General features: G+C 64.7%; 23 protein-coding genes. 13 read left to right on the top strand and 10 right to left on the bottom strand.

What is annotated here, in order from left to right:
- Positions 1 to 24: 24 nt before the first annotated feature.
- Complete coding sequence (locus BLT40_RS12495; RefSeq protein WP_090353519.1) at positions 25 to 954, bottom strand: hypothetical protein; 930 nt, start codon at positions 952 to 954, stop codon at positions 25 to 27.
- A gap of 196 nt (positions 955 to 1,150) precedes the next feature.
- Between BLT40_RS12495 and BLT40_RS12490 the strand changes: the two genes are divergently transcribed.
- Positions 1,151 to 2,143 carry a helix-turn-helix transcriptional regulator gene (locus BLT40_RS12490; RefSeq protein ID WP_036108893.1) on the top strand — a complete coding sequence of 331 codons (993 nt, stop codon included), beginning with the start codon at positions 1,151 to 1,153 and terminating at the stop codon, positions 2,141 to 2,143.
- 13 nt (positions 2,144 to 2,156) lie between these two features.
- Positions 2,157 to 3,107 carry a patatin-like phospholipase family protein gene (locus tag BLT40_RS12485; RefSeq protein WP_052191463.1) on the top strand — a complete coding sequence of 317 codons (951 nt, stop codon included), beginning with the start codon at positions 2,157 to 2,159 and terminating at the stop codon, positions 3,105 to 3,107.
- On the opposite strand, the gene BLT40_RS12480 is transcribed toward BLT40_RS12485, so the two are convergent.
- The 6 genes from BLT40_RS12480 to rsmG all read right to left on the bottom strand — a co-directional run bounded on the left by BLT40_RS12480 (position 3,104) and on the right by rsmG (position 7,643).
- Positions 3,104 to 3,820, bottom strand: coding sequence for a glycosyltransferase (locus BLT40_RS12480; protein ID WP_036108895.1), 717 nt, complete (start codon positions 3,818 to 3,820; stop codon positions 3,104 to 3,106). The two genes, BLT40_RS12485 and BLT40_RS12480, sit on opposite strands and share 4 nt — an antisense overlap.
- Before the next feature lie 80 nt (positions 3,821 to 3,900).
- Entirely contained in the window at positions 3,901 to 4,638 is a 738-nt protein-coding gene (locus BLT40_RS12475; protein WP_090353517.1) for a DUF3379 family protein, read from the bottom strand.
- Positions 4,635 to 5,168 (bottom strand): sigma-70 family RNA polymerase sigma factor, encoded by a 534-nt coding sequence (locus BLT40_RS12470; RefSeq protein WP_090353514.1) that lies wholly within the window; start codon positions 5,166 to 5,168, stop codon positions 4,635 to 4,637. The genes BLT40_RS12475 and BLT40_RS12470 overlap by 4 nt, the downstream gene beginning before the upstream one ends.
- Positions 5,169 to 5,193: 25 nt before the next feature.
- On the bottom strand, positions 5,194 to 6,066 hold the full coding sequence (locus tag BLT40_RS12465; RefSeq protein WP_036108901.1) for a ParB/RepB/Spo0J family partition protein: 873 nt from the start codon (positions 6,064 to 6,066) through the stop codon (positions 5,194 to 5,196).
- Between the two features lie 9 nt (positions 6,067 to 6,075).
- Positions 6,076 to 6,930, bottom strand: coding sequence for a ParA family protein (locus BLT40_RS12460; protein ID WP_043696923.1), 855 nt, complete (start codon positions 6,928 to 6,930; stop codon positions 6,076 to 6,078).
- An 83-nt stretch (positions 6,931 to 7,013) separates the two neighbouring features.
- Positions 7,014 to 7,643 carry a 16S rRNA (guanine(527)-N(7))-methyltransferase RsmG gene (rsmG, locus tag BLT40_RS12455; RefSeq protein WP_090353511.1) on the bottom strand — a complete coding sequence of 210 codons (630 nt, stop codon included), beginning with the start codon at positions 7,641 to 7,643 and terminating at the stop codon, positions 7,014 to 7,016.
- Positions 7,644 to 7,774: 131 nt separating this feature from the next.
- Here rsmG and BLT40_RS12450 point away from each other — a divergent pair, with 131 nt between their 5' ends.
- Positions 7,775 to 9,433: an ATP-binding protein gene (locus BLT40_RS12450; RefSeq protein WP_079521547.1), complete on the top strand. Its 1,659-nt coding sequence runs from the start codon at positions 7,775 to 7,777 to the stop codon at positions 9,431 to 9,433.
- A 214-nt stretch (positions 9,434 to 9,647) separates the two neighbouring features.
- Here BLT40_RS12450 and BLT40_RS12445 read toward each other — a convergent pair whose 3' ends face one another.
- On the bottom strand, positions 9,648 to 10,082 hold the full coding sequence (locus tag BLT40_RS12445) for an SPFH domain-containing protein (protein WP_090353509.1): 435 nt from the start codon (positions 10,080 to 10,082) through the stop codon (positions 9,648 to 9,650).
- Between the two features lie 344 nt (positions 10,083 to 10,426).
- On the opposite strand from BLT40_RS12445, the gene BLT40_RS12440 reads away from it, so the two are divergent.
- From BLT40_RS12440 to BLT40_RS12395, 10 genes are all read left to right on the top strand, one after another.
- Positions 10,427 to 10,696, top strand: a complete 270-nt coding sequence (locus BLT40_RS12440) for a hypothetical protein (RefSeq protein WP_090353506.1) — start codon at positions 10,427 to 10,429, stop codon at positions 10,694 to 10,696.
- The gene (locus tag BLT40_RS12435) at positions 10,696 to 10,959 is read left to right on the top strand and encodes a hypothetical protein (protein ID WP_090353503.1); all 264 of its coding nucleotides are present in this window, start codon (positions 10,696 to 10,698) and stop codon (positions 10,957 to 10,959) included. Before BLT40_RS12440 ends, BLT40_RS12435 begins: the two co-directional genes overlap by 1 nt.
- Positions 10,960 to 10,963: 4 nt before the next feature.
- The gene (locus BLT40_RS12430; protein WP_090353501.1) at positions 10,964 to 12,565 is read left to right on the top strand and encodes a PepSY-associated TM helix domain-containing protein; all 1,602 of its coding nucleotides are present in this window, start codon (positions 10,964 to 10,966) and stop codon (positions 12,563 to 12,565) included.
- Positions 12,566 to 12,893: 328 nt separating this feature from the next.
- The gene (locus BLT40_RS12425) at positions 12,894 to 13,913 is read left to right on the top strand and encodes a LacI family DNA-binding transcriptional regulator (protein ID WP_090353497.1); all 1,020 of its coding nucleotides are present in this window, start codon (positions 12,894 to 12,896) and stop codon (positions 13,911 to 13,913) included.
- A 235-nt stretch (positions 13,914 to 14,148) separates the two neighbouring features.
- The gene (locus BLT40_RS12420; protein WP_079521542.1) at positions 14,149 to 17,184 is read left to right on the top strand and encodes a TonB-dependent receptor; all 3,036 of its coding nucleotides are present in this window, start codon (positions 14,149 to 14,151) and stop codon (positions 17,182 to 17,184) included.
- Positions 17,185 to 17,335: 151 nt separating this feature from the next.
- Positions 17,336 to 18,820 carry a glucoamylase family protein gene (locus BLT40_RS12415; RefSeq protein WP_090353494.1) on the top strand — a complete coding sequence of 495 codons (1,485 nt, stop codon included), beginning with the start codon at positions 17,336 to 17,338 and terminating at the stop codon, positions 18,818 to 18,820.
- Positions 18,814 to 20,106, top strand: a complete 1,293-nt coding sequence (locus tag BLT40_RS12410; protein ID WP_090353492.1) for a sugar ABC transporter substrate-binding protein — start codon at positions 18,814 to 18,816, stop codon at positions 20,104 to 20,106. The genes BLT40_RS12415 and BLT40_RS12410 overlap by 7 nt, the downstream gene beginning before the upstream one ends.
- Positions 20,103 to 20,981 (top strand): carbohydrate ABC transporter permease, encoded by an 879-nt coding sequence (locus tag BLT40_RS12405; protein ID WP_036108921.1) that lies wholly within the window; start codon positions 20,103 to 20,105, stop codon positions 20,979 to 20,981. The genes BLT40_RS12410 and BLT40_RS12405 overlap by 4 nt, the downstream gene beginning before the upstream one ends.
- Complete coding sequence (locus tag BLT40_RS12400) at positions 20,978 to 21,799, top strand: carbohydrate ABC transporter permease (protein WP_043696916.1); 822 nt, start codon at positions 20,978 to 20,980, stop codon at positions 21,797 to 21,799. The genes BLT40_RS12405 and BLT40_RS12400 overlap by 4 nt, the downstream gene beginning before the upstream one ends.
- A 4-nt stretch (positions 21,800 to 21,803) precedes the next feature.
- Positions 21,804 to 24,548, top strand: a complete 2,745-nt coding sequence (locus BLT40_RS12395) for a glucosidase family protein (protein ID WP_090353489.1) — start codon at positions 21,804 to 21,806, stop codon at positions 24,546 to 24,548.
- Here the strand turns inward: BLT40_RS12395 and BLT40_RS12390 are convergent.
- Both BLT40_RS12390 and BLT40_RS12385 read right to left on the bottom strand, forming a co-directional pair.
- Positions 24,542 to 24,922 carry a hypothetical protein gene (locus BLT40_RS12390; RefSeq protein ID WP_090353486.1) on the bottom strand — a complete coding sequence of 127 codons (381 nt, stop codon included), beginning with the start codon at positions 24,920 to 24,922 and terminating at the stop codon, positions 24,542 to 24,544. The genes BLT40_RS12395 and BLT40_RS12390 overlap by 7 nt on opposite strands.
- Positions 24,923 to 25,038: 116 nt before the next feature.
- Positions 25,039 to 25,869 (bottom strand): pirin family protein, encoded by an 831-nt coding sequence (locus BLT40_RS12385; RefSeq protein WP_090353483.1) that lies wholly within the window; start codon positions 25,867 to 25,869, stop codon positions 25,039 to 25,041.
- Between the last annotated feature and the right edge of the window lie 56 nt (positions 25,870 to 25,925).

The raw sequence follows: 25,925 nt of genomic DNA, 5'->3' as shown, positions 1-25,925 counted from the left end.
CCGTAGATGGAATGGAAGGTGGCGTCAGCCGTGAACCCACTGTGCGTAAGCCCGGCCATAAAGCCGCTGCTCGAGACATTGACCGATAATGCAGCTTAACGCGGCCAGACCGGCGGCCACCGGCAGCAGCGGTCCCGCGGGGTGCGAAACGAGCAAAACGCAGGGCAAACCGACCGAGAGCACCGCGACGGTGAAGCGCCAGGCCAGCAACGAGACCGCCGTCCGCCCCGTCGTGAAGTACCCGGTGGCACCGCTCTCTTCGGCAAGCTGGCGCAAGGCGCGCCAGCGCATGCCCTCGACGACGCCCAGCGCGAGCGCCACCGCGAGCAGCGCGAGTCGCCACGGATTGAGCGGATTGATCGGGACCTCGCTCTGCAGCGCGACGCATAGCCAGAACCACAGGCCGCCGGCGAACAGCGCCGACACGGTGCGGCCCAGGGGCAGGGCGTTGGCAACCGATGCCACGGACACCGGCAGATGGCGCGAGGCACCTCGCGCCGTATAGACCAGCGTGGCGAGGCTGCAGAGCATCAGCGCGGCGCCTGCCAGCCGCGTCGCCCAAAAGTCGTTGCCACCCCGCGCCAGCCCGGCAAGCGCCAGCATCGGCAGGTAATTGGCCATGGCCACCATGCCCTCGGCCGTGGGCATCATGCGCTTGACGGGGTCCCAGCCATGCCACGCCGGCGCGAAGGGAAGGCGCAGGCACGTCGCCACGAGGCCGAGGCTTACCAGTACCAGGCCGATCGAGAGCGGGACCAGTACCTCGCCCCGGCCATCGGGATACAGGCCGAGCGCCAGGGCCGTGCCCAGCACCATCCACAGGCCATAGCCGGCCGCCATCGCGGTCTGGACGACGACACCTGGCGTCGAGAACAAGCTCTGGACAGGCGTGACTTCGCCAGGCCGGTCCAGGGGATCCAGCGCGACGGAAGGGGCGTCGTTGGGTTCCGCCATGGTCGGGGAGGGCCTTCGGCGAATCGCAAAGAGGCATTTTTGCGCCTTATGGCGCCCGGCGCAAACGGGCATGTCGCGTCGCCCGCGAGACTCCCTTGCGGACGGCTCCCGGCGACGCCATGCTTGGCCTGCGTAGATACGGGCGTCACGCCCGCGCGGACACACTTTCCGAAGCTCCATCCTGCCGGCGACACACATGGACCGCTACGAGCGCATTCTCACCCTGCACCGACTCCTGAAGTCCGCCCATTACCCGGTACCCCTGTCCCGGTTGATGGACGAGCTGGAGTGTTCACGCGCCACGCTCTACCGCGATGTGGCCTTCCTGCGCGATGCGCTCGGCGCGCCCGTGCAGAGCGTCGCAGGCGAGCAGGCGTCGTTCCGCTACGAGGCGGGCGAGGGCGATTCGTTTGAATTGCCCGGCTTGTGGCTGACCAGCGACGAGCTGGCCGCCCTTATGGCGCTGAACGAACTGATCGGCCGCTCCGACCCAGGCGTGCTCGCCGGCGCCCTGGCGCCGTTCAAGGCGCGCATCGAACGTCTGCTGTCCGATCACGGCAGCGGCAAGGCGCTGCCGGTCGATCGCATCCGGGTGATTTCCTGGGGCGCGCGCAAGATGGACCAACAGGTCTTCCGCATCGTCGCGGGCGCCACGCTGGAGCGACGTCAGGTCAGCTTCCGCTACCGCGCGCGCACCACCAATTCCGACACGAAGCGTACGGTCTCGCCGCAGCGCCTGACCCACTATCGCGACAACTGGTACCTCGATGTCTGGGACCACGACCGCGAAGCGCTGCGCAGCTTCGCCGTCGACCGCATTGCCGACCCGCAGGCGCTCGACGCGAAAGCCAGGGATGTCGAGGACGCCGAGCTCAACGATCTGCTCGCGTCCAGCTATGGCATCTTCGCCGGCAAGCCGAAGGCCTGGGCGACCATCCGCTTCTCGTCGCATGCCGCTCGCTGGGTGGCCGACGAGCACTGGCACTCGCAGCAGAAGGGCGAATGGCTGGGCGACGGCCGTTACGAGCTCAAGGTGCCGTATTCCAACTCCCGCGAATTGCTGATGGACGTGCTGAAGTACGGTCCCGACGCCGAGATCGTCGCACCGCTGCCGTTACGCGAAGAAATGAAGATCCTGCTGCAACTGGCCTTGTCCGGTTACCAGAACGGTTCGAACCACTCCCACTGAGCGCCGCCGTTACATGAGTGACTTCGATATCGCCGAAACCGGCGCCCTGCCCGCTCTCAGCACCGAACCCCGTAAACCCCGCGTCGCGCTTGCCCTCGGGGCGGGCGCGGCCAAGGGTCTGGCCCACATCGGTGCCATCGAGGTCCTCGAACAGCGCGGCTTCGAGATCGTCGCCATTGCCGGCACGTCGATGGGGGCGCTGATCGGCGGCATCTACGGCATGGGCAAGCTCGACATCTATCGCGACTGGGTCTCCACGCTGGCCCGCTTCGACGTGCTGCGTCTGGTCGACTGGAGCTTCTCCGGCGGTGGCTTCATCAAGGGCGACCGGATCATGGCCGCCCTGCGCGAGCTGATCGGTGAGGTCAATATCGAGGAGTTGCCGATCGCCTATACGGCGGTGGCGACCGACATCGACCGGGAACGCGAAGTCTGGCTGACGCGCGGGCCGCTGTTCGACGCCATACGTGCATCGATCGCCATTCCGACGCTGTTCCGGCCCTATACGCATGAAGGTCGTCGTCTGGTCGACGGCGCCTTGCTCAACCCGTTGCCCGTCCTGCCGTTGATGCGCGAAGAGGCCGATTACGTGTTCGCGGTAAGCGTCGATGGCGCGGCTGAAATGCAGAAGCCGCCCGAGAAAAACGTCACCGCCGTGGCCGATCATGGCTACACGGCGAAGCTGGGGCGGCTCTTCGGACGGGTGTTACCCGCCGGCGACGGCAAGCCGAAGCTCAAGGACCCCGGCGCGTTCGACCTGATGACCCAGTCGATGGACCTGATGCAGGCCAATCTGTCACGGTTGCGTCTGGCGGCCTATCCGCCCGACCTGCTGATCGAGATCCCGCGTAACGTGTCCACGGTGTACGAGTTTTACCGGGCGCGCGAACTGATCGAACTCGGCCGCGTGCGTACCGAGCAGATGCTCGACAGCTGGCAGCCGCGGCACCTGCACCTTGGTTAGAGTTCTTCGGTACGCGTGACCTTGGCGCGGCGCATGAGCCACGCCACGCCACGCAGGTCGGCAAGGCCGACCCAAAGGCGGTCCAGCATGCCGTACTTGGAGGTGCCCGCCGTGCGCGGACGATGACCGACCGGCACGCTCTGGCTGGCAAACCCCGCACGCTTCACCAGCGCCGGCAGATACCGGTGCATGTGATCGAAATAGGGCAGCCGCATGAACGTCTCCCGCTCGAACAGCTTGAGGCCGCAGCCGGTATCCGGGGTGCTGTCCTTGAGCATGCGCGAGCGCACCGCGTTGGCGACCCTGGACGAGATCCGCTTGTTGAAGCTGTCGCGACGGGTCACGCGCCATCCGGCGAACAGCTTCAGATCCGGTGCCGCGCCCGCCCGCGCCTCGAGCAGCTTCGGAATATCGGCCGGATCGTTCTGGCCGTCGCCGTCGAGCGTGGCGATCCACGGCGCGCGCGCGTTGCGCACACCGTTCCAGACGGCCGTGCTCTGGCCGCTTCGGGTAACGTGGCGAATGATCCGCAGTTCCGGGTACTGAGCGCGGGCGGCGGTCAGCACGGCGACGCTGTCGTCGGTGCTGTCATCGTCGACGTAGATGATCTCGAAGTCGATCCGGCCACGCAGTGCCGAGGCGATCTCGGCGAGGAGGGGCGGGATGTTGTCGCGCTCGTTGAAGACGGGCACGACCACGGCGAGGTCGGTCATCGCTTTTCCGGGGCTGGAGGATTCGGGGCGGCATTATCGCCCAAGCGGCCGCCCATGGGGCCGCGAAAGCGGCCGTTCGTTCAGATCTGGCCGACGCTGGGAGCGACCGGCCCCTCGAGGGCCTCGCGCCAGCCGCGGGCCACGGCGTCCATGGTGTTGCGGCTCGCGCCTTGCGCCATCACCACCAGGGTGCCGCCGCTCAGGGCGATCTGCCGGCCATCCCAGCCGTCGCGGTGGAAGTCGCTGTCGGCATCGCTCATCTTGCCCGGCATATAGAGGGCGACCACGGGCTCGTCGTTCATCCGCGTCACCAGATGCACCGCCGGGTACGGCCCAACGGTGCAGTCGTGCACGTAGGTGACGCCAGCGGGCGCGGGCCCCTTCAGATGGGCGGAACGGCCGATAAAACCGGCTTCGACCTGGGCGTCGGTCATGGGGCGAGTCATGTTCAGGGAGTCCATTTCCCAGGGCATGTGCGCCACGGCGAGCGCGGGCAGTGAGGTGCCATCCATGTGACGCCACAACAGGCCGACACCGCCGAAGGCGATCAGGACGGATGCCGCCATGGCCATCCACGACCGGCGTCGGCGCACCTGTCCGCGACGCTCCTGGGTCGCATGGGCGAGCAGAATGCGATCGGCCAGCCCGTCGGGCACGGGGATACCCGCCAACGCCGTTTCGAAGTCGTCCTCGAAACGCTGCGCACGCTGCCAGAACGGGGCGCAACCCTCGTCGCAGCTGTCACGATGCGCCAACAGGTCGGCATCGCGGGAACGCGGTTCGGCGGTGATCCGGCGGCGGAAGTCGAGGCAGTTCACGTCCGTCCCCCTTCGGCCGCGGCACGTCCGCCAAGCATCGCCTTGAGGCGCTGACGGGCACGAAACAACTGGGTCATGACCGCACCCGGCTGTTGCTGGGTGGCTTCGGCGATCTCGTCGCAGCTCATCCCGCCCAATACCTGCATGGCCAGCGGCTCCCGATATTTTTCAGGCAGTTTCAGCATCGCGTCGCGCACCTGGGCGGCGTCGCCACTCCGTTCGGGGCTGGCAAAGGCAGCATCCTCGGGGACGTTGTCGTCCAGCTCCACCGTGTCGAAACGTTTGCGCTCGTAGAGTCGGGCATGCTCCCGGCGAAGGATGGTAATCAGCCACGGCTTGGCCGATTCCGCGTCACGCAGGGCGTCGAGGTTCTTCCACGCGCGCAGGAAGGTCTCCTGGACCAGATCCTGGGCGACGGTTTCGGAGCGCGACAGCCAGAAGGCGAACCGGTAAAGGTCGGCCGACAGGGCGCGCACCATGGCTTCGTACTGGCGCTGCTTCGGGTTCACGTCCTTATGGACCGGAGGCATACGGATTTCCTTTCAGGCCGGCCGCTCAGCGGACCTTCGTCAGGATGCCGTCCAGCTCGTCGAGGCTGTGGTAATGAATGACGAGCTTGCCCTTGCCGCCGCGACCGTGCGCCAGCTCGACACGGGTGGCGAAGCGCTCGGCCAGCTCGCGCTCGAGGTTGGCGATGTTCGGGTCGACCGCGTTGGTTTTGGCCTTGCCCTTCGGCGCCAGCTGGGCCTTGCGGGCCGCTTCTTCCAGTTCGCGCACGGTCCAGCCGTGGCGTGCCGCCTCGAGCGCGAGCGGCTCGGCAATGCTGGCGGGCAGGGTCAGCAGGGCGCGGGCGTGGCCCATCTCGAGCTTGCTCTGGTCGAGCAGCTGCTTGATCGACTCGGGCAGGTCGATCAGGCGCAGGAGGTTGGAGACCGCCGCGCGCGACCGGCCCACGGCATCGGCCGCCTGCTGGTGGGTCAGGTCGAACTCGTCGATGAGGCGCTGAAGTGCCTGGGCTTCCTCGAGCGGTGTCAGCTCCTGGCGCTGGATGTTCTCGATCAGCGCCATGGCCAGCACGGACTGCTCGGGCACGTCCTTCACGAGCGCCGGGATCTCGCTCATCGAGGCACGCTGGGCAGCGCGCCAGCGGCGCTCACCGGCGATCAGCTCGTAGCTGTTCTTGCCGATGGCGCGGACGACCACTGGCTGGATCAGGCCCTGAGCCTTGATCGAGGCGGCCAGTTCGTCGAGGGCTTCGTCGTTCCAGTGCCGGCGCGGCTGGTACTTGCCCGCCTGGATCTGATGGATGGGCAGCGTACGCAGCTCGCCTTCCTGCTCGATCACCGAGGGAGGCGCCTCCGGACCGGTGCCGCCGCCAAGCAGGGCATCCAGGCCACGGCCAAGACCACGTTTCTTAGGTGCTGCCATGGGGGTTCCTCAGGAAGTCGTCGGGGCGGCGTCGGAGGCGCCGGTCGCCGCTTCGTCGACAGCGGGCTCCGCGGCGACGTCGCCGCCGGCCGCCGCGTGGCGGGCGCGCTCGCGGCGGATGATCTCGCCGGCAAGACCGATGTAAGCGATGGCGCCGCGCGAACCGCGGTCGTACAGATGAATGGGCTGGCCGTGGCTGGGCGCCTCGGCAAGACGCACGTTGCGCGGGATGATCGAGCGCAGTACCTGGTCGCCGAAATGCTGGGTCAGCTGGGCCGACACCTCGTTACCGAGGTTGTTGCGCACGTCGTACATGGTCCGCAGCAGGCCTTCGACCTCCAGCTGCGGATTCAGGCGCTGGCGCACGGCCGAGATGGTGTCGAGCAGGCTCGAGAGTCCCTCGAGCGCGAAGTACTCGCACTGCACGGGAATCAGCACGCCGTCGGCGGCGGTCAGCGCGTTCAGCGTCAGCAGGTGCAGGGACGGCGGGCAGTCGATGATGATGGTGTCGTAGTTATCCGACACCTTGCCAAGCTGTTCTTTCAGGCGGTGCTCGCGCGCCAGACCGTCCATCAGCTTCAGCTCGGCGGCGGTGAGGTCGCCATTGCCCGGAAGAAGATCGAAGGCGGCTTCGGTACGGACGAGAACGTCGGCGATACCGACCTCATCGAGCAGCACTTCGCAGCCATTAGGCTTGGTTTCGTACTTGTCCACACCCGAGGCCATGGTCGCGTTGCCCTGCGGATCCAGGTCGACGAGCAGCACCTTACGCTTCGCGGCGGCCAGGGCCGCGGCAAGGTTGACGGAGGTGGTGGTCTTGCCAACGCCGCCCTTCTGGTTAGCGACTGCGATGATGCGGGCCATGGGCTGTGGTTCGCTGCCGTGCGCGGAAAGGGCGTTAGCGTAGCATCGACGGGCGGTTTCGCCCTAGACAGCCTGCAGACGGTTCAGTCCCGCCGGATCACCACGAGATGCCGCTCACCTTCCACACCCGGCACGGTCAGCGCGTGAATCGCCTCGACCTTGAACCCATCGGGCACGCCGTCCAGCTCCTCGGCGGGATGCTTGCCCTTCATCGCCAGCCACACGCCACCCGGCGCCAGCAGGTGGCCGCCCCAGCCGAGCATGTCGGCCAGGCTGGCGAAGGCACGCGCAGTGATGCACTCGTACGTGCCCTCGACCTCCTCCACGCGACTCTGAAGGGCTCGCCCATTAGTCAGCTTCAGCGAACGGATGGCCTCGCGCAGGAATCGGACCTTCTTGCCGTTGGAGTCGACCATCAGCACTTCGCGCGCCGGCTCGGCGATGGCTAACGGAATACCGGGCAAGCCTGGGCCCGTGCCCAGGTCGGCAAGAGTGCGGCCTTCCACGAAGGGAATGATCGCCAGCGAGTCGAGCAGGTGCCGCGTGACCATCTCGTCCGCGTTGCGGACCGCGGTGAGGTTGTACGCCGAGTTCCAGCGCTCCAGCAGCTCGCGGTAGTCGAGCAGACGGGAGACCGCATCCTCCGGGAGGGTGACACGGAGGGCGGCGATGCCGCGTTCGAGCTGGAATTTCAGGGCTTCGCGGGTGGTCATGTAGGAATGTATCGATCGTCGAGGACGTCATTATGCGTCAGGAGCGGAACAGATCTCTCAACGGGTTGCCAAGCTCTCGTTCCGATCGGAACATGCTCGGTATTACGTCCAGGACCGACGTTGAAACTCCTATGACCCATACGATCCCACCCGCCGAGTCATTGATCGTCGAATTCAAGAGCGACCGATCGCGCCTGGGTGATGACCAGCTAATCGATGCGATCGTAGGATTTGCGAACGCGCAGGGCGGCGAACTGTGGCTTGGTGTAGAGGACGACGGCACGCCAACTGGGCTGCACGCCGATCACATGAGGCTCGATGGCATGGCGGGGCTCGTGGCGTCACGGACGTCGCCTTCCGTGACGGTATCGGTCAGCGCCATCGAAGTATCAGGCACCACCGTTGCCCGCATCTTCGTGAGACCGTCTGTGGGAGAGGTGTGTACTAAGAGCGGAAAATACTTGCAAAGGCGGCTTAAGTCGGACGGAACGCCTGAGAACGCGCCCATGCTTCCCCACGAACGATCAAGCAGGGCAGCCTCGTTTGGCGAAATGGATGTCTCCGCGCATCCGGTAGCCAACAGCACGCTGGACGATTTCGATCCACTTGAAATAGAGCGACTTAGACAAAGCATCCGGCGGTACGGTGGCGACGAGAAGCTCTTGGAGCTCGATGACGAGGCCCTGGAAGGAGCGCTGGGGTTCTTTCGGGTACATGAGGGGACCCGCACGCCGACGCTGACCGGCATTCTCCTGATCGGCCGAGAAGAGTCGCTGCGCCGCCTGGTGCCGACGCACGAGCTTGCATTTCAGGTGCTTGATCGGGAGGCCGTTGAGTTCAACGAATTTCAACGCTTTCCATTGCTCAAAGCACTGAACTGGCTTGAGACCAATTTCCGGCCGTACAACCGGGAAAGGGAAGTACAGGTTGATCTCTTCCGCGTGCCGGTCCCGCTAGTCGACATGAATGCATTTCGCGAAGCCGTAGCGAACGCTTTGGTCCACCGTGATTACCATCGACGTGGTGCGGTGCACGTTCGCCTTGAAGACGATGCGCTGGCCGTCAGTAATCCCGGCGGCCTCGTAGATGGTGTCACGCTGGCTAATCTGCTCACCACCGAGCCCCGTCCACGAAACCCCTGTCTTGCCGATGCCATGAAAAGAATCGGGCTGGTAGAGCGATCGGGGCGAGGCGTCGATACGATTTACAGGGGTATGCTTCGTTTTGGCAGACCCGAACCTGCCTACGAGGTGACCGACAGCAGTGTGGCCTTGCGCATGTCAACGGTCGATCCCGACATGGCGTTCCTCAAGTTGATCATCGACGAAGAGGCGCGAACTAACCGCACGCTTCCCATCGATAGCCTGATTGCGCTTGCTTCTCTCAAAGATGCAAAGCGGCTTTCCGTAGAGGACATCGCGAAACGGATTCATCGAGATCCGGCTCGTGCCAAACGCACCCTTGAAGCCCTGGTTGAGGCGGGTCTTGTCGAGGCTCACGGGGGAACCCCGAGGACTCGTAGTTACATGCTCGCGGCTCGCCTGTACCACGTTACCGGCAAGCGCGCGGAGTTCACGCGGCAAGTCGGTTTTTCTTCGATCCAGCACGAACAGATGGCGCTCAACTTCGTGAAGCAGCACGGCCGAATCAGGCGATCGGACGTAATCGAGCTCTGCCGGATCACGCCTGAACAGGCTCGCCTGCTGCTGAAGAAGCTAAGAGACGAGGACGCACTTATTCAGCACGGAATGAGACGTGGGGCTTTTTATACGCTGGGGGAGGCGGGCTAGTCTCACCAGTTTCGAGATTTGAATTTGTCGTTTGAAGTTGCCACACACGCCCCTGGCCAGTTGCGTCACTGCATATGTGCCGCACTTTCAGCGAGTTGCGAATTGCTGAAGCTTCCTACGCGGAACATTCCCAAGGACTTTGAGGTTACGTTTGCGGTACCTGAAACAGTAAAGGCGGCCGTTGGCCGCCTCTGGATATCGTGCTTCGAAGCTATCAGGCCGCGTCGAGTTCGACGCGGGTCACCAGCATGCCGCGGGCACGCAGCGAACCGTTGACGGCGTGCTTGAGCTGGGTGCCGAAGGCGCGGCGATCGGCATGGTGAGCCGTGGCGGAGTCGCGCAGTGCGGCAACGACGTTGCTGCGGATCATTTCCGGCGCGTCGTCGATCACTTCATCGGCCGCTTCCGGCTCGAGGACCTGCCAGTACACCGTGCCGCCGTCGAAACGCAGCACCTGGCCACCGAGGTCGATCTTATGGGCAACGCGATCGATCACCGGGAGCACCACGTGCGTACCGGCGGTGAGCAGCGACGTGGCGCCGCCGAGACGGCGAACGCTGTAGACCTGACCCTCGGGAATGCGACGAACCGACGCCGCTGCGAGAGCGAAGGCGATGACGGTGGTGGCGATGAGGGCGGTGGTCAACATGGCTGCTACATCAATCGGTTATCGGCTATTCCTGTCGCATCGCATAGCGAGACACGCCATGACGATGATCGGTGAGGTGTTAATTCTAATTTAACGAGAGGGGTTAACGCTAGTTTTACGAACCCCCTGTATTCAGTTAGCGGACGGTTTGGTCAAAACTTGAGCAGTGGTTACCGTTTGACCACCGATCCCGGCGACCCGGCCGATGCATTGAGAAATTTCCTAGAGCGTCTGGCCGTCGAGACCGGGCCTTTTGCCATACGCAGGGCGTAACAGCCCGACGCGTTGCTCTCCCGCCAGCAAATGATAATAATTATCAATCAGTCACTTGTCCGGCGCGTCCCATGAATGTCCTCGGTTGCCTGGCGGCGCTCATCGCCATGGCGCTCGCTTATCTCTGCTCGCGCAACCAGCGGCTGCTGGCTCGTCCGATCGGTCGAGCTGGCCGCATCGGAGCGTGGGCGTTCGCCGTGATGGCGCTGCTGGCATGGATCGCCGCCGAGACGTCGCTGCCGGGCGTCTTCGCCGCCCTGACGGCCCTGATGTTCGGCGCCGTGGCATGGCCCTACGTCACCTGGCTGTTCAGGCCCGCCACCGAACGGAAGCCTCGCTGATGCTCGCCAAGACCTTCGCCGGCATCCTGCTCGGCCTGCCCCTCACGCTGGCGCTCATTTCCGTCGTGATCTGGATCTGGCCGGGCTCCAGCGAGGCGGTGACCCTGCCGGTGATGATGGCTTTCTTTCCGCTCTGGGTCGGGATCATGGGCGCGACCTATATGTTCCGCAGCGGTCCCCGTGCCTGGGCCTGGCTGGCGGTCGCCAACCTGAGTGCCTTCGCGGCGCTGTGGGTGGCCAAACACACGCTCCCGGGGCTATGAGCCGATGAAAGCCTCCACGATCCGCACCTTCACCACCGTGCATACCTGGACCGGCCTCTTGGCCGGCTTCGCGCTGTTCATCGCGTTCTACGCGGGCGCGCTGACCATGTTCCACGACGAGATCGACACCTGGGCCGTGCCGCGTGCCGAGATGGCCCGGGCCGACGCGCTGGACCGCGGACACGTGATGCTCGCCGACATCGTCGCCAGACATCCCGCGGCAGGCGAAAGCATCGGCGTCACGTACCCGGCCGAACATCCGTCGCACGAAGTGGCGGCGTACTGGATGGAAAAGGACGGCAGCTGGCGCACCCAGTCGCTGGACGACACCGCGGCCCGCGATGCGGAAGACCACGAGCACGGTCTGGCCGACTTCATCTACGAGCTGCATTACGACCTCTGCATCCCCGCGATCGGTATCTACCTGATGGGCGTGGTCAGCATCATTTACGGGCTGGCCCTGCTGACCGGCGTGCTGATTCACCTGCCCAATCTCGTCCGCGAGATGTTCGCGCTGCGCCCGGGCCACAACCTGAAGCGGTTGTGGCAGGACGCGCACAACGTTATCGGTATTCTCAGTCTGCCTTTCCACATCATTTTCGCCGTCACCGGCGCGTTGCTCTGCCTGACCCTGGTGATGCTGGTCGCCTTCAACACGGTGGCCTTCGACGGCAAGCTCATGGGCGCGTTCGAGCGGATGACCAGCGCGTTGCCGGAGACGAAGGACAAGGGCGGCAGTGCCGTCATGCTGACCCCGGCCGAGCTGGGCGCGCGGGCACGGCAGGCCGCGATCGCCGCGGGCGCGGCGGATTTCGAGCCCGATTACATGCGCTACGTGCATTACGGTCATCAGGGGGCGGCGGCGGAAGTGCGCGGCACGTCGACCAGGACTCTGGGCGAGTACGGCATGGTCGCGCTCGATGCGGTGGACGGACACGTGATGAAGGTACAGGTGACCGGCGCCCGGGACGCGAACCACGCGACTTACTCGGCGATCTTCGGCCTGCACTTCGGTACCTTCGGTTCCCTGTCGCTGCGCTGGCTGTACTTCCTGCTGGGCCTCGCCGGCGCCTTCCTTTTCTATTCGGGCAACCTTCTCTACATAGAGACGCGCCGCAAACGCCGCCAGGCGGACCAGCCGATGAAGGTGCGTGCGATGGCCACCGCGACCGTCGGCGTGTGCATCGGCTCGTGCTTCGCCATCTCGTGCACCTTCCTGGGCAACCTGCTCGGAGGGCTCTCCGGCATCGAGGCCACGTCGCTGGTTCAGCCCGTGTGCTTCGCGACGTTTGCGCTCGCCATCCTGTGGACGTTCTGGCGCAAGCCGGCCAAAGCGGCCGTCGACCTGCTGTTCGCAACGGCGGCGATCAGCGTGGCGGTGGGCGTTCTCGATATCGCGGTCCATAACGACCGCCTGGTGCGCATGCTGGGCGAAGGTCGCTATGAGGTCCTCGGCCTCGATCTGGTGGCCATCGCCATGGCCGCCGGATTCGCCTGGCTTGGCGTCGCCACGCGTCGCCGCGCGGTCGAAGGCGATCCCTGCAGCGTGTGGTCGTCGCGCCGCCGGGATCCCCAGCACGTGACGACAAAGGCGCGGGAAGCCTGAGCGTCGCCCTGCGGCCGCAAGAGTCGCAGGGACTTTCGAACCGCAGGCATTTCCACGTAACGCGCGTTACTGAGCACGACAGTTATTAACGTTCGTGACGCGACACTCTCACACCGCTGCTGCATCGCCGCAAACGTTTACATACCACTCAAGCCGTTGACCCTACGCGCTTTTTCGCTGGTCTTCGCCAAGTGGTATCGCACTTCACATCATTTCGTACCGCAGTGCAGCAAGCGGTTGATTTCGCACGCTTTACAAGCTCCTATGAAAACGTTTACGTTCCGCGCCGTCAGCCCCGGGAGGGGCAGGGGTAAAGGGCGATAACCACGTGAGTGTGACGATCAAAGACGTCGCGAGAATGGCCAACGTATCGGTGGCCTCGGTATCTCGCGCCCTCAACGGACACGGCGGCGTCACGGCGGAAACGCAGAAGCGGATCCGCGATGTGGCCGCACGCCTGCGTTACGTGCCGCACAGCGGCGCCCGCAGCCTGATCACGCGTCGCACCCAGACCATCGGTGCGCTGCTTCCCGATCTGCACGGGGCGTTCTGGTCCGAACTGATCCGCGGCATCGATCTCGCCGCCCGCGCCCGTGGCCTTTATCTGCTGGTCTCCAGTTCCCACGGCGACTCCACCGAAGCCGCCATCGCCCTGCGCTCCATGCAGGGCCGGGTCGACGGCCTGCTGGTGATGTCCCCGCACGCCGATGAAGCCTTCCTCGACGAAAACCTTCCGGTGATCGTGCCGACGGTGCTGATCAACAGCCACGTCCGCTCGGAGCGCCAGGCGTCCCTCGACGTCGACGATTTCGGTGGTGCCCGCGCCATGGTCGAGCACCTGCTCGGGCTGGGTCGCAAGCGCATCGTGTTCATCGCGGGACCCGAGGTCAACCACGACGTGCAGGAACGCTGCCGTGGTTATCGCACCGCGCTCGAAGCCGCCGGCCTCGGCGATCGTGCGTCGATCCTGCCCGGCGACTTCACTGAGGAATCCGGCTATCGCGCCGGTAAGCAGGCGCTTGCGATGGTGCCGCGCCCCGACGCGATCTTCGCCGCCAACGACATGATGGCGATCGGCTGCCTGTCCGCCTTGGCCGAAGCCAGGGTGCGCACGCCCGAAGACATCGCGGTGGCCGGCTTCGACGATATCCCGATGGCGCGTTATGTCTCGCCGCCGCTGACTACCGTGCGCATCCGGATCGCCGAACTCGGCGAAGCCGCGCTCGGCCGTCTTGCCGGAATGATCGAATCACCCGATGACGCCACGCCTGAACCGAGCGTCGTCGGCACCGAACTTGTCGTGCGCGCCTCGTGTGGCGGCAACGACGCGGTAAGACGACGGGCCTGACCGGCCCTGACGCAACACGGCTTGCCGGGCCGTGGCTGGTTTACCAGGACGGCGACACACAGGACTTGCGCACATCCACCGGTCCGCCATGCGGATCGGGCGCCCACACGGGGGCAGAACGCTCTCAACGAAGAAAAGTGGCACGACCACCGCGTCACGACATCAACGTCGACCCCGTGAAAAGCGCCCTGCCGGGCCGGAACAACACACACAAAACGTTTGGGAGAGGGGAAACATGAAGGCCTCGATGCATTTGAAGAAGAAGTTGCTGGTCAGCGTTATCGCCGCCGCCGTCGCCACGGCCATCGCGCCGACCATGGTCATGGCGCAGAGCGCCAACGCGACCCTGCGCGGCAAGGCCACGCCGGGTGCGAACGTCACCGTATTCAACCCGCAGACGGGCCTGACCCGTCACGCGACGGCCGGCGCCGATGGTTCGTACACCATCAACGGCCTGCCACCGGCCACCTATCAGCTGGACGCCGGCCCGGGCACCGAGCAGAACATCACGCTCACCGTGGCTTCCACCGCGACGGTCAACATCGTCGCGCCGACCGCCGCTGCCGCCGCGCCTGCGGACGCAGCCAACGCCAAGCAGATGGAAGGCGTCTCGGTCGCCGCGACCACCATCCAGGAAGTGAAGACCCCGGAAGTCGGCCAGACGATCTCGCTGCACCAGATCGCGACCATTCCGCAGGCCTCGCGTAACTTCCTCGAATTCGCCGACACCGTGCCGGGCATGGTATTCAGCGTCGACGCGAAGGGCCGCACCTCGCTGCGAGGCGGTGCGCAGAACGACAGCGCCGGCAACGTGTACATCGACGGCGTCAGCCAGAAGAGCTACGTGAAAGCGGGCGGCGTGTCCGGCCAGAGCGATAGCCAGGGCAACCCGTTCCCGCAGCTGGCCATCGGCGAATACAAGGTCATTACCTCCAACTACAAGGCGGAGTACGACCAGGTTTCGTCCGCGGCAATCACCGCCGAGACCAAGTCGGGCACGAACGAATTCCACGGCGAGGTGTTCGGCACGTACACCAACGATGCCTTCCGTAACCGCACCCCGATCGAGAAGGACACCGACAACAAGGTGCCTTCCGAATCGAAGGAATACGGCTTCGCACTCGGCGGTCCGATCATCAAGGACCAGATGCACTTCTTCATCGCCTATGAGCAGAAGAAGTTCGATACGCCGATCTCGGTGGTACCGAACAGCATCAACTACGCCGGTGCCGTGGCTCCCCTGCTGCCCGCCAGCGTGCAGTCCGAACTCGGTTCGTCCAATCTGCCGTTCGACGAAAAGCTGTACTTCGGCAAGATCGACTGGGAACTCACCGACCGCGACCGCATCGAGGTGAGCACTCAGGTCCGTCGCGAAACGCAGACCTCGAGCATCGGCTCGGGCGTGACGGCATCGGCCGGTGTCGCTGTCGAGAACCACGATACGCGCGGCACCTTCAAGTGGGCCCACAGCGCTGACAGCTGGTACAACGAATTGATCTTCTCGTATGAGAATTCGTTCATCAACCAGGTCCCGTTGGTGGCAGGAAACGGCTACACCTACAGCTGGCAGCCGGATCCGAACAACCCCACGATCATCACCACCGGCTCCGCCGACCCTCGCGCGACGCAGACCAAGAGCCAGGAAGGTCCGAGCATCGCCGACAACTTCACCTTCAACGACCTGGAATGGCACGGCGACCACGTGGTCAAGCTGGGCTACAAGTTCAAGTCGATCGAACTGAAGGCCGCCGATGCGTCCGCGCAGAGCCCGCAGTTCTTCTACGACGTCAATCCGACGGGCACCTCGGCGCAACCCTGGCAGGTGTTCTATGCGTCGACGCTTCCGGGCCAGGACGGCGTGGCCAAGACGAACGCACGTCAGTACGGTGTGTTCGCACAGGACGACTGGACCGTCAACGATCACCTGACGCTGAACCTCGGTGTCCGCTGGGACTACGAAGTCAATCCGTCGTACAACAATTTCGTGACGTCGCAGCGTGTGCTCGATGCCATCAACTCGCCCAATCCGTACGCTGGCGCCACGCCCGGCGAAACGTACGGCGACGCGCTGGCCGCTGGCGGTGTGAATCTCAACAATTACGTGAGCAACGGCCATAACCGCAGCTCGTTCCGCGGCGCCTGGCAGCCCCGCCTGGGCTTCTCCTACGACCTGTTCGGCGACGAGGAACACGTCATTCACGGCGGTGCGGGCCGTGCGTACGACCGCAACCTGTATGACTACCTCCAGACGGAGGTGACCAAGCAGTCGCTGCCGCAGACCACGCTTCGCTTCAACATCCCGACGCATCCCTGCGATGTCACGTCGTCCACGTGCGTGCCGTGGAACCCCGAGTTCCTGAACGGTCAGAATGTCCTGCAGAACTACCTCGTCGGCGGCAATGCCGGTCAGGAAGTCGACATGCTGAACAACAAGCTCAAGGCGCCGCATACCGACCAGTACAGCCTCGGCATGTCGAACACGATCGGCGACTGGCTGACCGATGCCACCGTGTCGCGCATCCTCAGCAAGGACGGTTTCGCGTTCACGCTCGGCAATCGTTACCCGAACGGCGACTTCTTCCAGAACGGGACCCAGCCGTGGGATTACCCGATCCCGAACGTGGGCGGTCTGATCCTCGGCGACAACGGCATCGAAACGAGGACCACGCAGGTACTCCTTTCCGCCCAGAAGCCGTACACGAAGGAATCGGGCTGGAGCACCAGCTTCTCCTACACGTTCTCGCACGCAAAGCAGAATCGCGACATCAACGAGCACTACTCGTTCGACGAAGCGACCATCGGCGACTACCCGTACATCACCTCCAACGCGGTGGCGAAACATCGCTTCGTCGGTACGGGCGCGATCGATCTTCCGTGGGGTATCAGCGGCTCGATCAAGCTGACCCTGGCCACGCCGCTGCCGAAGAACGCTGGCGCGTGCTACGGCCAGATCGAAGCGAACGGTGCGAGCTGCGTCCCGATGGCCGCCACGCCCACCGGTGCCAAGTTCCTGGTGGGCGGCGATATCTGGGGTTACCGCGACATCGACCTGCAGCTGACCAAGGACTTCGTCATCAACAAGGACACGAAGATCTACGCGCGCTTCGACGTGCTGAACGTCTTCAACTGGGCCAACTACGCCGATAGCGACTACCTCACCAACTGGGGCTCGAACGGTGAGCTCAACAGCCGTCCGGTGGCCGTCAACAAGAAGGGCAACATCACTTACCTTCCGCGTACCGCCCGCTTCACCGTCGGCCTGAAGTTCTGATCCACCTGGCGCATCCGGACCTCCGGATGCGCCATACTTTGGCGCCCGCGAGTCTCCCCGCGGGCGTTCTTTTGTTCCGGCGAGAAACAGTCCTTCGGGACTTTTATTTGCCTCGCGGCCGTAAACGTTTACGCGCGAAAGGATCCACGTCATGCAAGCCACCAAGTTCAAGCGTCTTTCCCTCGCACTGGGCGCACTGCTCGCCCTGGCAGCCCCGTTCGCCATGGCGCAGAACGCACCGATGAAGGTCAAGCACCCCCCCTCCGTCGCCAGCCTGAAAGACCTGCACCCCGTTCCGCCGATGGTCGCCGACCTCGAGAAGCGCACCTTCCAGTGGTTCTGGGACAGCGGCAATCCGACCAACGGGCTGGTTCCCGATCACTACCCCACGCAGTCGTTCGCCTCCATCGCCTCGGTCGGTTTCGGCCTGACGGCGTACGGTGTCGGCGTCGAGCGCGGCTACATCACGCGGGACCAGGCGATCGACCGCACGCTGGCCACGCTGCGCTTCTTCAACGATGCGCCACAGAACGACAGCGAAGACGAAGCTACCGGCTTCCACGGATTCTTCTATCACTTCCTGAACATGGAGACGGGCAAGCGCGAGGCGCGCTGGGTCGAAGTCTCTACGGTGGACACGACGCTACTGCTCGGCGGCGTGCTGTTCGCGCAGAGCTACTTCGATCGCGACGACGCGAAGGAGAAGGAAATCCGCGATCTCGCCGATGCGATCTACCGGCGCGTGGAATGGCCGTGGGCACAGAACCACGGCGCGCTGATCAGCATGGGCTGGACGCCGGGCGGCAAGATGATTCCGCACGACTGGGCCGGGTACAACGAAGGCATGCTGGTCTATATCCTCGCGCTGGGCTCACCGACGCACCCGGTGGGCGACGATGCGTGGCAGGCCTGGACGAAGACGTACGACAAGACCTGGGGTGAATTCCACGGGCAGACCTTCCTCAACTTCGCACCGATGTTCGGTCACCAGTACAGCCATACCTGGGTGGACTTCCGTGGCATCCGCGATGCCTGGGGCCGTTCGCACGATATGGATTATTTCGAGAACAGCCGTCGCGCGACTTACTCGCAGCAGGCGTATGCCGTCGCCAACCCGGGCGGCTGGAACGGTTACGGCAAGAACGTCTGGGGCCTCACGGCCAGTAACGGTCCCGGCGGCCTGATCATCAAGCAGGGCGACCGCGAGCGGACCTACCAGGGCTACACCGCGCGTGGTGCGGGACTCGATTACATCTCCGACGACGGCACCATCGTGCCCACGGCGGCGGGTGGCTCGATCGCGTTCGCGCCGGAAATCGTGATCCCCGCGCTCGAAGAAATGAAGAAGAAGTACGGCGCGAACATCTACACGAAGTACGGCTTCGTCGATGCGTTCAACCTGACCTTCGATACGCATACCGAGGTGCGCACGGGCCGGATCATTCCGGGCTTCGGCTGGGCCGACACCGTGCACCTGGGCATCGATCAGGGTCCCATCGTGCTGATGATCGAGAACTACCGCAGCGATTTCGTGTGGAGCGTGATGAAAAAGAACCCGTACATCCGCAAGGGCCTGCAGCGCGCGGGCTTTACGGGTGGCTGGCTCGATGCGGAAACGGCCGCCAACCTATGGTGAAGCGCGCCACCCGTCTGTTACGTATGACCGCGGCGCTGGTCCTCACTGGCGCCGCGGTGGCTGGCTGCGCGAAGCCGGAAGACGGTTCACGGACCCTGCAGTTCTGGACCATCGGTCGCGAAGGCGAAGCGGTGGCCAGGCTGCTGCCCGAGTTCGAGCGTGAACATCCCGGTCTGCATGTCGAAGTGCAGCAGCTGCCGCTGACGGCCGCGCACCAGAAGCTGCTGACCGCGTACGCGGGTGATTCGACGCCGGATCTCACCCAGCTCGGCAACACCTGGGTACCCGAGATGGTGGCGCTGGACGCGATCGAGCCGCTCGATGCACGCGTCGCCGCGTCGAAGGTGATCGATCCGAAGGATTACTTTCCCGCCATCTGGTCGACCAACGTCATCGACGGCACCCTGTACGGCGTGCCCTGGTATGTCGATACGAGACTTCTGTTCTATCGCAAGGACCTGCTGGCGAAGGTCGGCTACGACCACCCCCCGCGTGACTGGGCGGAGTGGAAGGCGATGATGGTCAAGCTGGCCCAGCCGGTGGGTCAGACATATGGCGTACTGTTGCCGACCAACGAATTCGAACAGCTGTTGTCGCTGGCCCTGCAGCAGAACGAGCCGCTGCTTCGCGATGGCGGTCGTTACGGCAACTTCCGCAGCGCCGGTTTCAGAAAGGCACTGGGTTTCTACGTGTCGATGTTCAAGGACCAGCAGGCGCCGATGATGACCAATGTCGGCGTGGGCAACCCGTGGGCCGCGTTCGGCCAGGGCTTCTACGCGTTCTACCTGTCCGGCCCGTGGAACATCGGCGAATTCCGCAAGCGGCTGCCACCGGAGCAACAGGGCGACTGGGGGACCGTGGCCCTGCCGGGACCGAACGGACCGGGCGCGTCGAACGCCGGTGGTTCCAGCCTGGTGATCTTCCGCCAGTCGAAGCATAAGGACGACGCCTGGGCACTGGTCGAATTTCTCTCGCGGCCAGCCATCCAGGAGCGCTTCTACCAAATCCTCGGCGACATGCCGCCGCGCCGTTCGTCGTGGGACGCTCCTGCGCTGAAGAACGACGACAAGGCCGCCGCCTTCCGCGATCAGCTCGACCGCGCCAAGCCGACACCGCCGGTGGCGGAGTGGGAGCGTATCGTCACCGAGATGCAGCTGGTCGCCGCACAGGCATCGCATGGCGACATCTCCGTGGACGATGCGGCGGCGGAGATCGACCGTCGTGCGGACCGCCTGCTCGAGAAACGTCGCTGGATGCTCGACCACGGCCATAAGGCAAGCCCATGAATACGTCCCGTGCCGCCTGGTTGTTCATCACGCCCGCAATGATCGTGCTCGGCCTGTTCTTCCTGTTGCCGGTGATCGCCGCGCTGGTACTTTCGGTCACCGACTACGACCTCTACGCGCTGGCCGATATCCGCAACCTGCGTTTCGTCGCCTTGCAGAATTACTGGTCGCTGCTGCAGCGTCCGTTGTTCTGGTCGGCGCTGGGCCATACCGTGTACTTCGTCGTGGTCGGTGTGCCGCTGTCGCTGATGGCGTCGCTCGGTGCGGCGATGCTGCTCAACTCGCCGCTGGCCCGGTTCAAGCCGTTCTTTCGTACGGCGCTCTTCGCGCCCGTGGTGACGACCGTGGTGGCCGTCGCCGTGATCTGGCGCTACCTGTTCAACACGAAGTACGGCCTGATCAACTACGTGCTCGACAACATCGGCCTGCCGACGGTGGACTGGCTCGGCGATCCGCACTGGGCCATGCCCACGATCATCCTGTTCGCCGTATGGAAGAACTTCGGCTACAACATGATCATCTTCATGGCGGGGTTGCAGGCGATTCCCGGCGATCTCTACGAAGCCGCACGCATCGATGGCGCTTCGGCGATGGCGCAGTTCCGGCACATCACGCTGCCGATGCTGAAACCGACGATGGTGATGGTCAGCATCCTCACGGTGTCGGGTTACTTCCAGTTGTTCGCCGAACCGTATGTCATGACCGAAGGTGGCCCGTTGCAGAGCACCACATCGGTGCTGTACCTGATGTACGAAGAAGGCTTCAAGTGGTGGAACCTCGGCTCGGCTTCGGCCGTCGCCTTCATCCTCTTCGTGATCATGTTCGCGGTCACCGCCGCGATGCTTCGCCTGTCGAAGCAGGGAGAGCCGGCATGAGCCCGCGCATCGCAAAAGCGCTGATCAATGGCCTGCTGATCGGTGCGGCCGGTATCGCGATCGCGCCCTTGCTGTACATGCTCTCGGTGTCGTTCATGACGCCGGGCGAGGCCAGTGCATTGCCTCCGCCCGTCTTGCCGACACACTGGACCTTCGGCAACTATCGTCAGCTCTTCCTCAACGCGGGCATGGGTCGGTACCTGTTCAACAGCCTGCTGATCTCCACCGCGATCACCGTCGTGTCGCTCGCCTTCAACCTGATGGCCGGCTATGCGTTCGCCAAGCTGGAGTTCAGGGGTCGTCAGCGGATCTTTCAGATGCTGCTCGGCGCGCTGGTGATTCCGGCCCAGGTAGCGATGCTGCCGTTGTTCCTGTTGCTGAAGTACATGGGCCTGGTCAACACGTATGGCGCGGTCATCGTGCCGGCGCTGGCGACCATCTTCGGCATCTTCCTCGTTCGCCAGTATGCCAGCGGCATTCCGAACGATCTGATGGAGGCCGCGCGTATCGACGGTGCGGGCGAGTTCCGCATCTTCGCCACCATCGTCATGCCCCTGCTCAAGCCGATCATGGTCACGCTGGCGATCTTCACCTTCCTCGCCGCGTGGAACGATTTCATGTGGCCGCTGATCGCGCTGACGGGGCAGGAGCATTACACGTTGCCCATTGCGCTGGCGTCGCTGTCGCGCGAACACGTGCAGGACAGCGAGCTGATGATGGCCGGTTCCGTCGTCACGATTCTGCCGGTGCTGGTGCTGTTTCTCGCCTTGCAGCGTTACTACCTCGAAGGCCTGCTGATGGGCAGCGTCAAGGGATAACTCGATGTCGCGTCTCGCACCGTTTTTTCTGGCTTTCGCGGGTTGCCTGCTCGTCCTGCCCGTCGACGCGGCCGAAAGCGCACGTGTGCTGGACACTTTCGATACCGCGACGGGATGGAGCGCCACGCATACCGACGATGTCTCGGCATCGTTGCGTACCGTGGCTGGCGCCCAGGGGCAGGCGATCTGTCTCGACTACGACTTCAACGGCGTATCCGGCGCGGCTTCTCTCAAGAAGCTGCTGCCGATCGATTTCCCGGAAGGCTTCGTCCTGCGCTTCGACGTGCGCGGACAGATGCCGCCGAACACGTTGCAGCTGAAGCTGATCGACGACACGGGCGACAACGTGTGGTGGTTCCAGAAGCCGTCCTTCGTGCCGACCGCATCGTGGCAGACGATCGAGGCGAGCAGCCGGCAGGTGGAGTTCGCGTGGGGCCCGGTCAGGGACCGCACCTTGCGGCACACGCGGGAAGTCGAGTTCGTCGTCTACAAGGAGAGCCTTCGCGACGGACTGCCGAACCGCGGATCGGTGTGCTTCGATAACCTGACGCTGAGCGCACGCCGGCCCGAGGCTGTGCCCGCGGCAGTGCCGACAGCCAATGCGGTGTTCGAAGCCAGGGCGAAACAGGTGCGGCGCGGTCTCTATCCGCGCGGGTTTTCGGGCGAACAGTCGTACTGGACGATCGTCGGCGTGGATGGTGGCAGCCGCGACTCCGCACTGATTTCCGAGGACGGGGCGGTCGAAGTCGCACGGGGTAGCTTTTCCGTCGAGCCGTTCCTGATCGACAACGGCAAGCTGCTTACGTGGGCCGACGTCACGACGACGCAGTCGCTGCGCGACCGCTACCTGCCTATGCCGTCGGTGCAGTGGAAGAAGGGCGACGTGTCGCTCACCACGAGCGCCTTCGCCCAGGGGGCGCCGGGCGCATCGCAACTGGTGGTGAGCTATCGCCTCGCCAATGACGGCGACGCGGCACGCGAGCTGACCCTGGCCCTGGCGGCGCGTCCGTTTCAGGTCAATCCGCCCACCCAGTTTCTCAATGCGCCGGGCGGAACGAGTCCGGTGCGCGACCTCGCCTGGGACGGTCATGCACTCACCGTCAACGGCGCGCGCAAGGTCATTCCCCTGCAGCCGACCTCGTCGTTCGTGGCAAGCGCCAGCCAGCCGACCACCCTGACCGAACGGCTGGATGCGGGCCAACGCCCGGTCGTCCGCTCGATCCATGCGGACGACGGGTTCGCACAGGGCGCGCTGCTGTATGACGTCCATGTGCCTGCACACGGGCATGTCGACCTCGGCGTCGTGATTCCCGTGAAGCAGACCGATGACGTGACGCTGCCGTCCAGCGCTGGGCAGTGGTTGTCGGCCCATGCGGATGCGGTCGCGGCGCTATGGCGCGACAAGCTCGACCGTGTCGATGTACGTGTGCCCGCGCAGGCGCAGCCCGTGGTCGACACCCTGCGGAGCGGGATCGCGCAGATCCTGATATCCCGTGACGGTCCGGCGCTGCAACCGGGCACGCGCTCGTATTCGCGCACCTGGGTACGCGATGGCGCGATGATGCTCGAAGGTCTGCTGCGCACAGGCCACGAAGATGTCGCGGCCGAGTTCGTCCGCTGGTACGCACCGCATCAGTTTTCGAACGGAAAAGTGCCCTGCTGCGTGGATGCGAGGGGTTCCGACCCCGTACCTGAGAACGACAGCCAGGGGGAGCTGATCTTCAGCATCGCCGAGTTGTGGCGTTACACGCACGATCGCGAGGCGCTCGACGCGCTGTGGCCGCACGTGACCCGCGCCGTCGCGTACATGGAAACGTTGCGGGCCAGCGAACGACAGGCCACACGTCTGCAGGGTCCGGACCGTGCGTTGTACGGCCTGATGCCGGCATCGATCAGCCACGAAGGCTATTCGACCAAGCCGATGCATTCGTACTGGGACGACTTCTGGGCGCTCAAGGGCTACGACGACGCGGTCGATCTTGCCGGCGTACTCGGACATGCCGAAGAGCAGGCATCGTTCCGCCGTTCACGCGATCAGTTCCGCGGCGACCTGCATGCATCGATCGGCGCGGCGGTGAAGGAGAAGGGCATCGACTTCATTCCCGGCTCGGCGGAGCTGGGTGACTTCGATGCGACCTCGACGACCATCGCCTTGTCACCGGGTGGTGAGCAGGCGCGCCTGCCGAAGGCGCTGGTCGACGCCACGTTCGAGACGTATTGGCAGAGCTTTGTCGCGCGACGCGACGGCAAGACCGCCTGGAAGGACTACACCCCTTACGAGTTGCGCACGATCGCCAGCTTTGTCCGGCTCGGCTGGCGCGACCGGGTGGGCGACCTCATCGCCTTCTTCTTTGCGGACCGTCGTCCGGCCGCGTGGAATCAGTGGGCGGAGGTGGTCGGGAGAGATCCGCGCGAGCCGCGCTTCGTCGGCGACATGCCGCACGCGTGGATCGCCTCGGACTATGTGCGCTCGGCGCTCGATCTGTTCGCCTATGACCGCGCGGCAGATCGGTCGGTGGTGGTCGCCGCCGGTGTACAGCCTGACTGGCTGGCGGGCGAGGGCATCGCGATCCGGGATCTGCGCACGCCCTATGGGCGCTTCGGGTACACGTTGAAGGCGACGCATGGGAAAGCCGTGCTGACCATCACCCAGCCGATCGACCCGCCGGGCGGGGTGGTCTTGTCATTGCCTTCGGGAGAAGTGAAGGTGGAGAAGGGCCGGACGAGCCTGACCGCGCCGCTTCAGTGAGTCGCCACGCGAGTCCGCAGCAAGGCATCCACCGCCTGCTGCCACTCCGCCGAGCCCGGCGCCGCCTGCGGCGCTTCCTGACCGAGCTTCGTATTCACCGCCTGATTCCACGCCGGGGTCTCGGGGCGGGGGCCGTGCCCGTCATCACTCACCGCCAGCGTCCTGTCGACCCAGGCATACCATTCTGGCGAGCCCAGAGCCGCGTTGGCCGGGGCCGTCTTGCCCGGAGCGGGCGTACCGTCCGACGGGGCGGAGGCTACGGCCGAGGACGTCGCGGCCGCGGGAGCACCGGACGCCGCCTCCGGTGAAGACGGCGAACAGGCGGCGATGATCAATGCCGCACTGAGTGGCACGATGGTGAGCAAAAAGCGCATGGGCAATGAAACCTTCGCGAATGCGTAGGGGGCCGATCGTAGCTAGGCCTTCCCGTCCGCCGGTTAAACGGCGGAGGGAACTCATGGCATTTGTTCAGTTTCGGATCATCGCGGAATCAGAACTTGCCGGCGCGAAAATCGGCGATCGCCTCGTGAATCTGTGCTGGAGTATTCATGACAAACGGGCCGTAGCGGGCAACCGGCTCGTCCAGCGGCCGCCCCGCCACGAGAAGGACACGCGCGGCTTCGTCGGCGGCGAAGCTGACCGTATCTCCCTTCGAGAGCACGGCCAGTTCGCTGCGCGCCAGCGGCCCGTCCGCGACCGTCGCCGAGGTGCCGTCGAAAACGTAGGCGAACGCACTGTGCCCCTCGGGGAGGCTGAGATCGAAACGGGCGCCAGCGTCGAGGGCGATGTCCAGATAGACCGGCTGGGTGGCGATGCCCGATACGGGTCCCGTCGCGCCAGCCAGTTCACCGGCGACCACGCGAACCGTCACGCCATCGGCAGGTTGCACGACCGGAATGTCACCGGGCGGAATGTCCTGGTAACGCGGGGCGATCATCTTGTCCGAGGCGGGCAGGTTCACCCACAGCTGGAAGCCCCACATGAGGCCGGCTTCCTGCTGCGGCATCTCGGAGTGAATCAGGCCACTACCGGCGGTCATCCACTGGACGCTGCCGGGACCGAGGTCACCCCGATTGCCCTTGTTGTCGCCATGCTGCATGCGACCGGCGAGCATGTAGGTCACGGTTTCGAAGCCGCGATGCGGGTGGTCCGGGAAGCCTTCGATGTAGTCGCCCGCCTGATCCGAACGAAACTCGTCCAGCAGCAGGAACGGGTCGAGCATGTCGAGGGCCGGCTGGCCAATGACACGCTTCAGCTTCACGCCGGCGCCGTCGGCGGTATCCATGCCGCGCACGCGGCGGACGATGGTTCGTTGGGTCATGACGGTGCTCCGGATTCGATCGCTAAAAGATGCCGGTATTCACACGGGAGACCAAG

Origin of the sequence: Dyella sp. 333MFSha (assembly GCF_900102405.1) — a bacterium.
Taxonomy (GTDB): domain Bacteria; phylum Pseudomonadota; class Gammaproteobacteria; order Xanthomonadales; family Rhodanobacteraceae; genus Luteibacter; species Luteibacter mycovicinus.
This window is presented reverse-complemented; position numbering and strand designations above follow the sequence as displayed.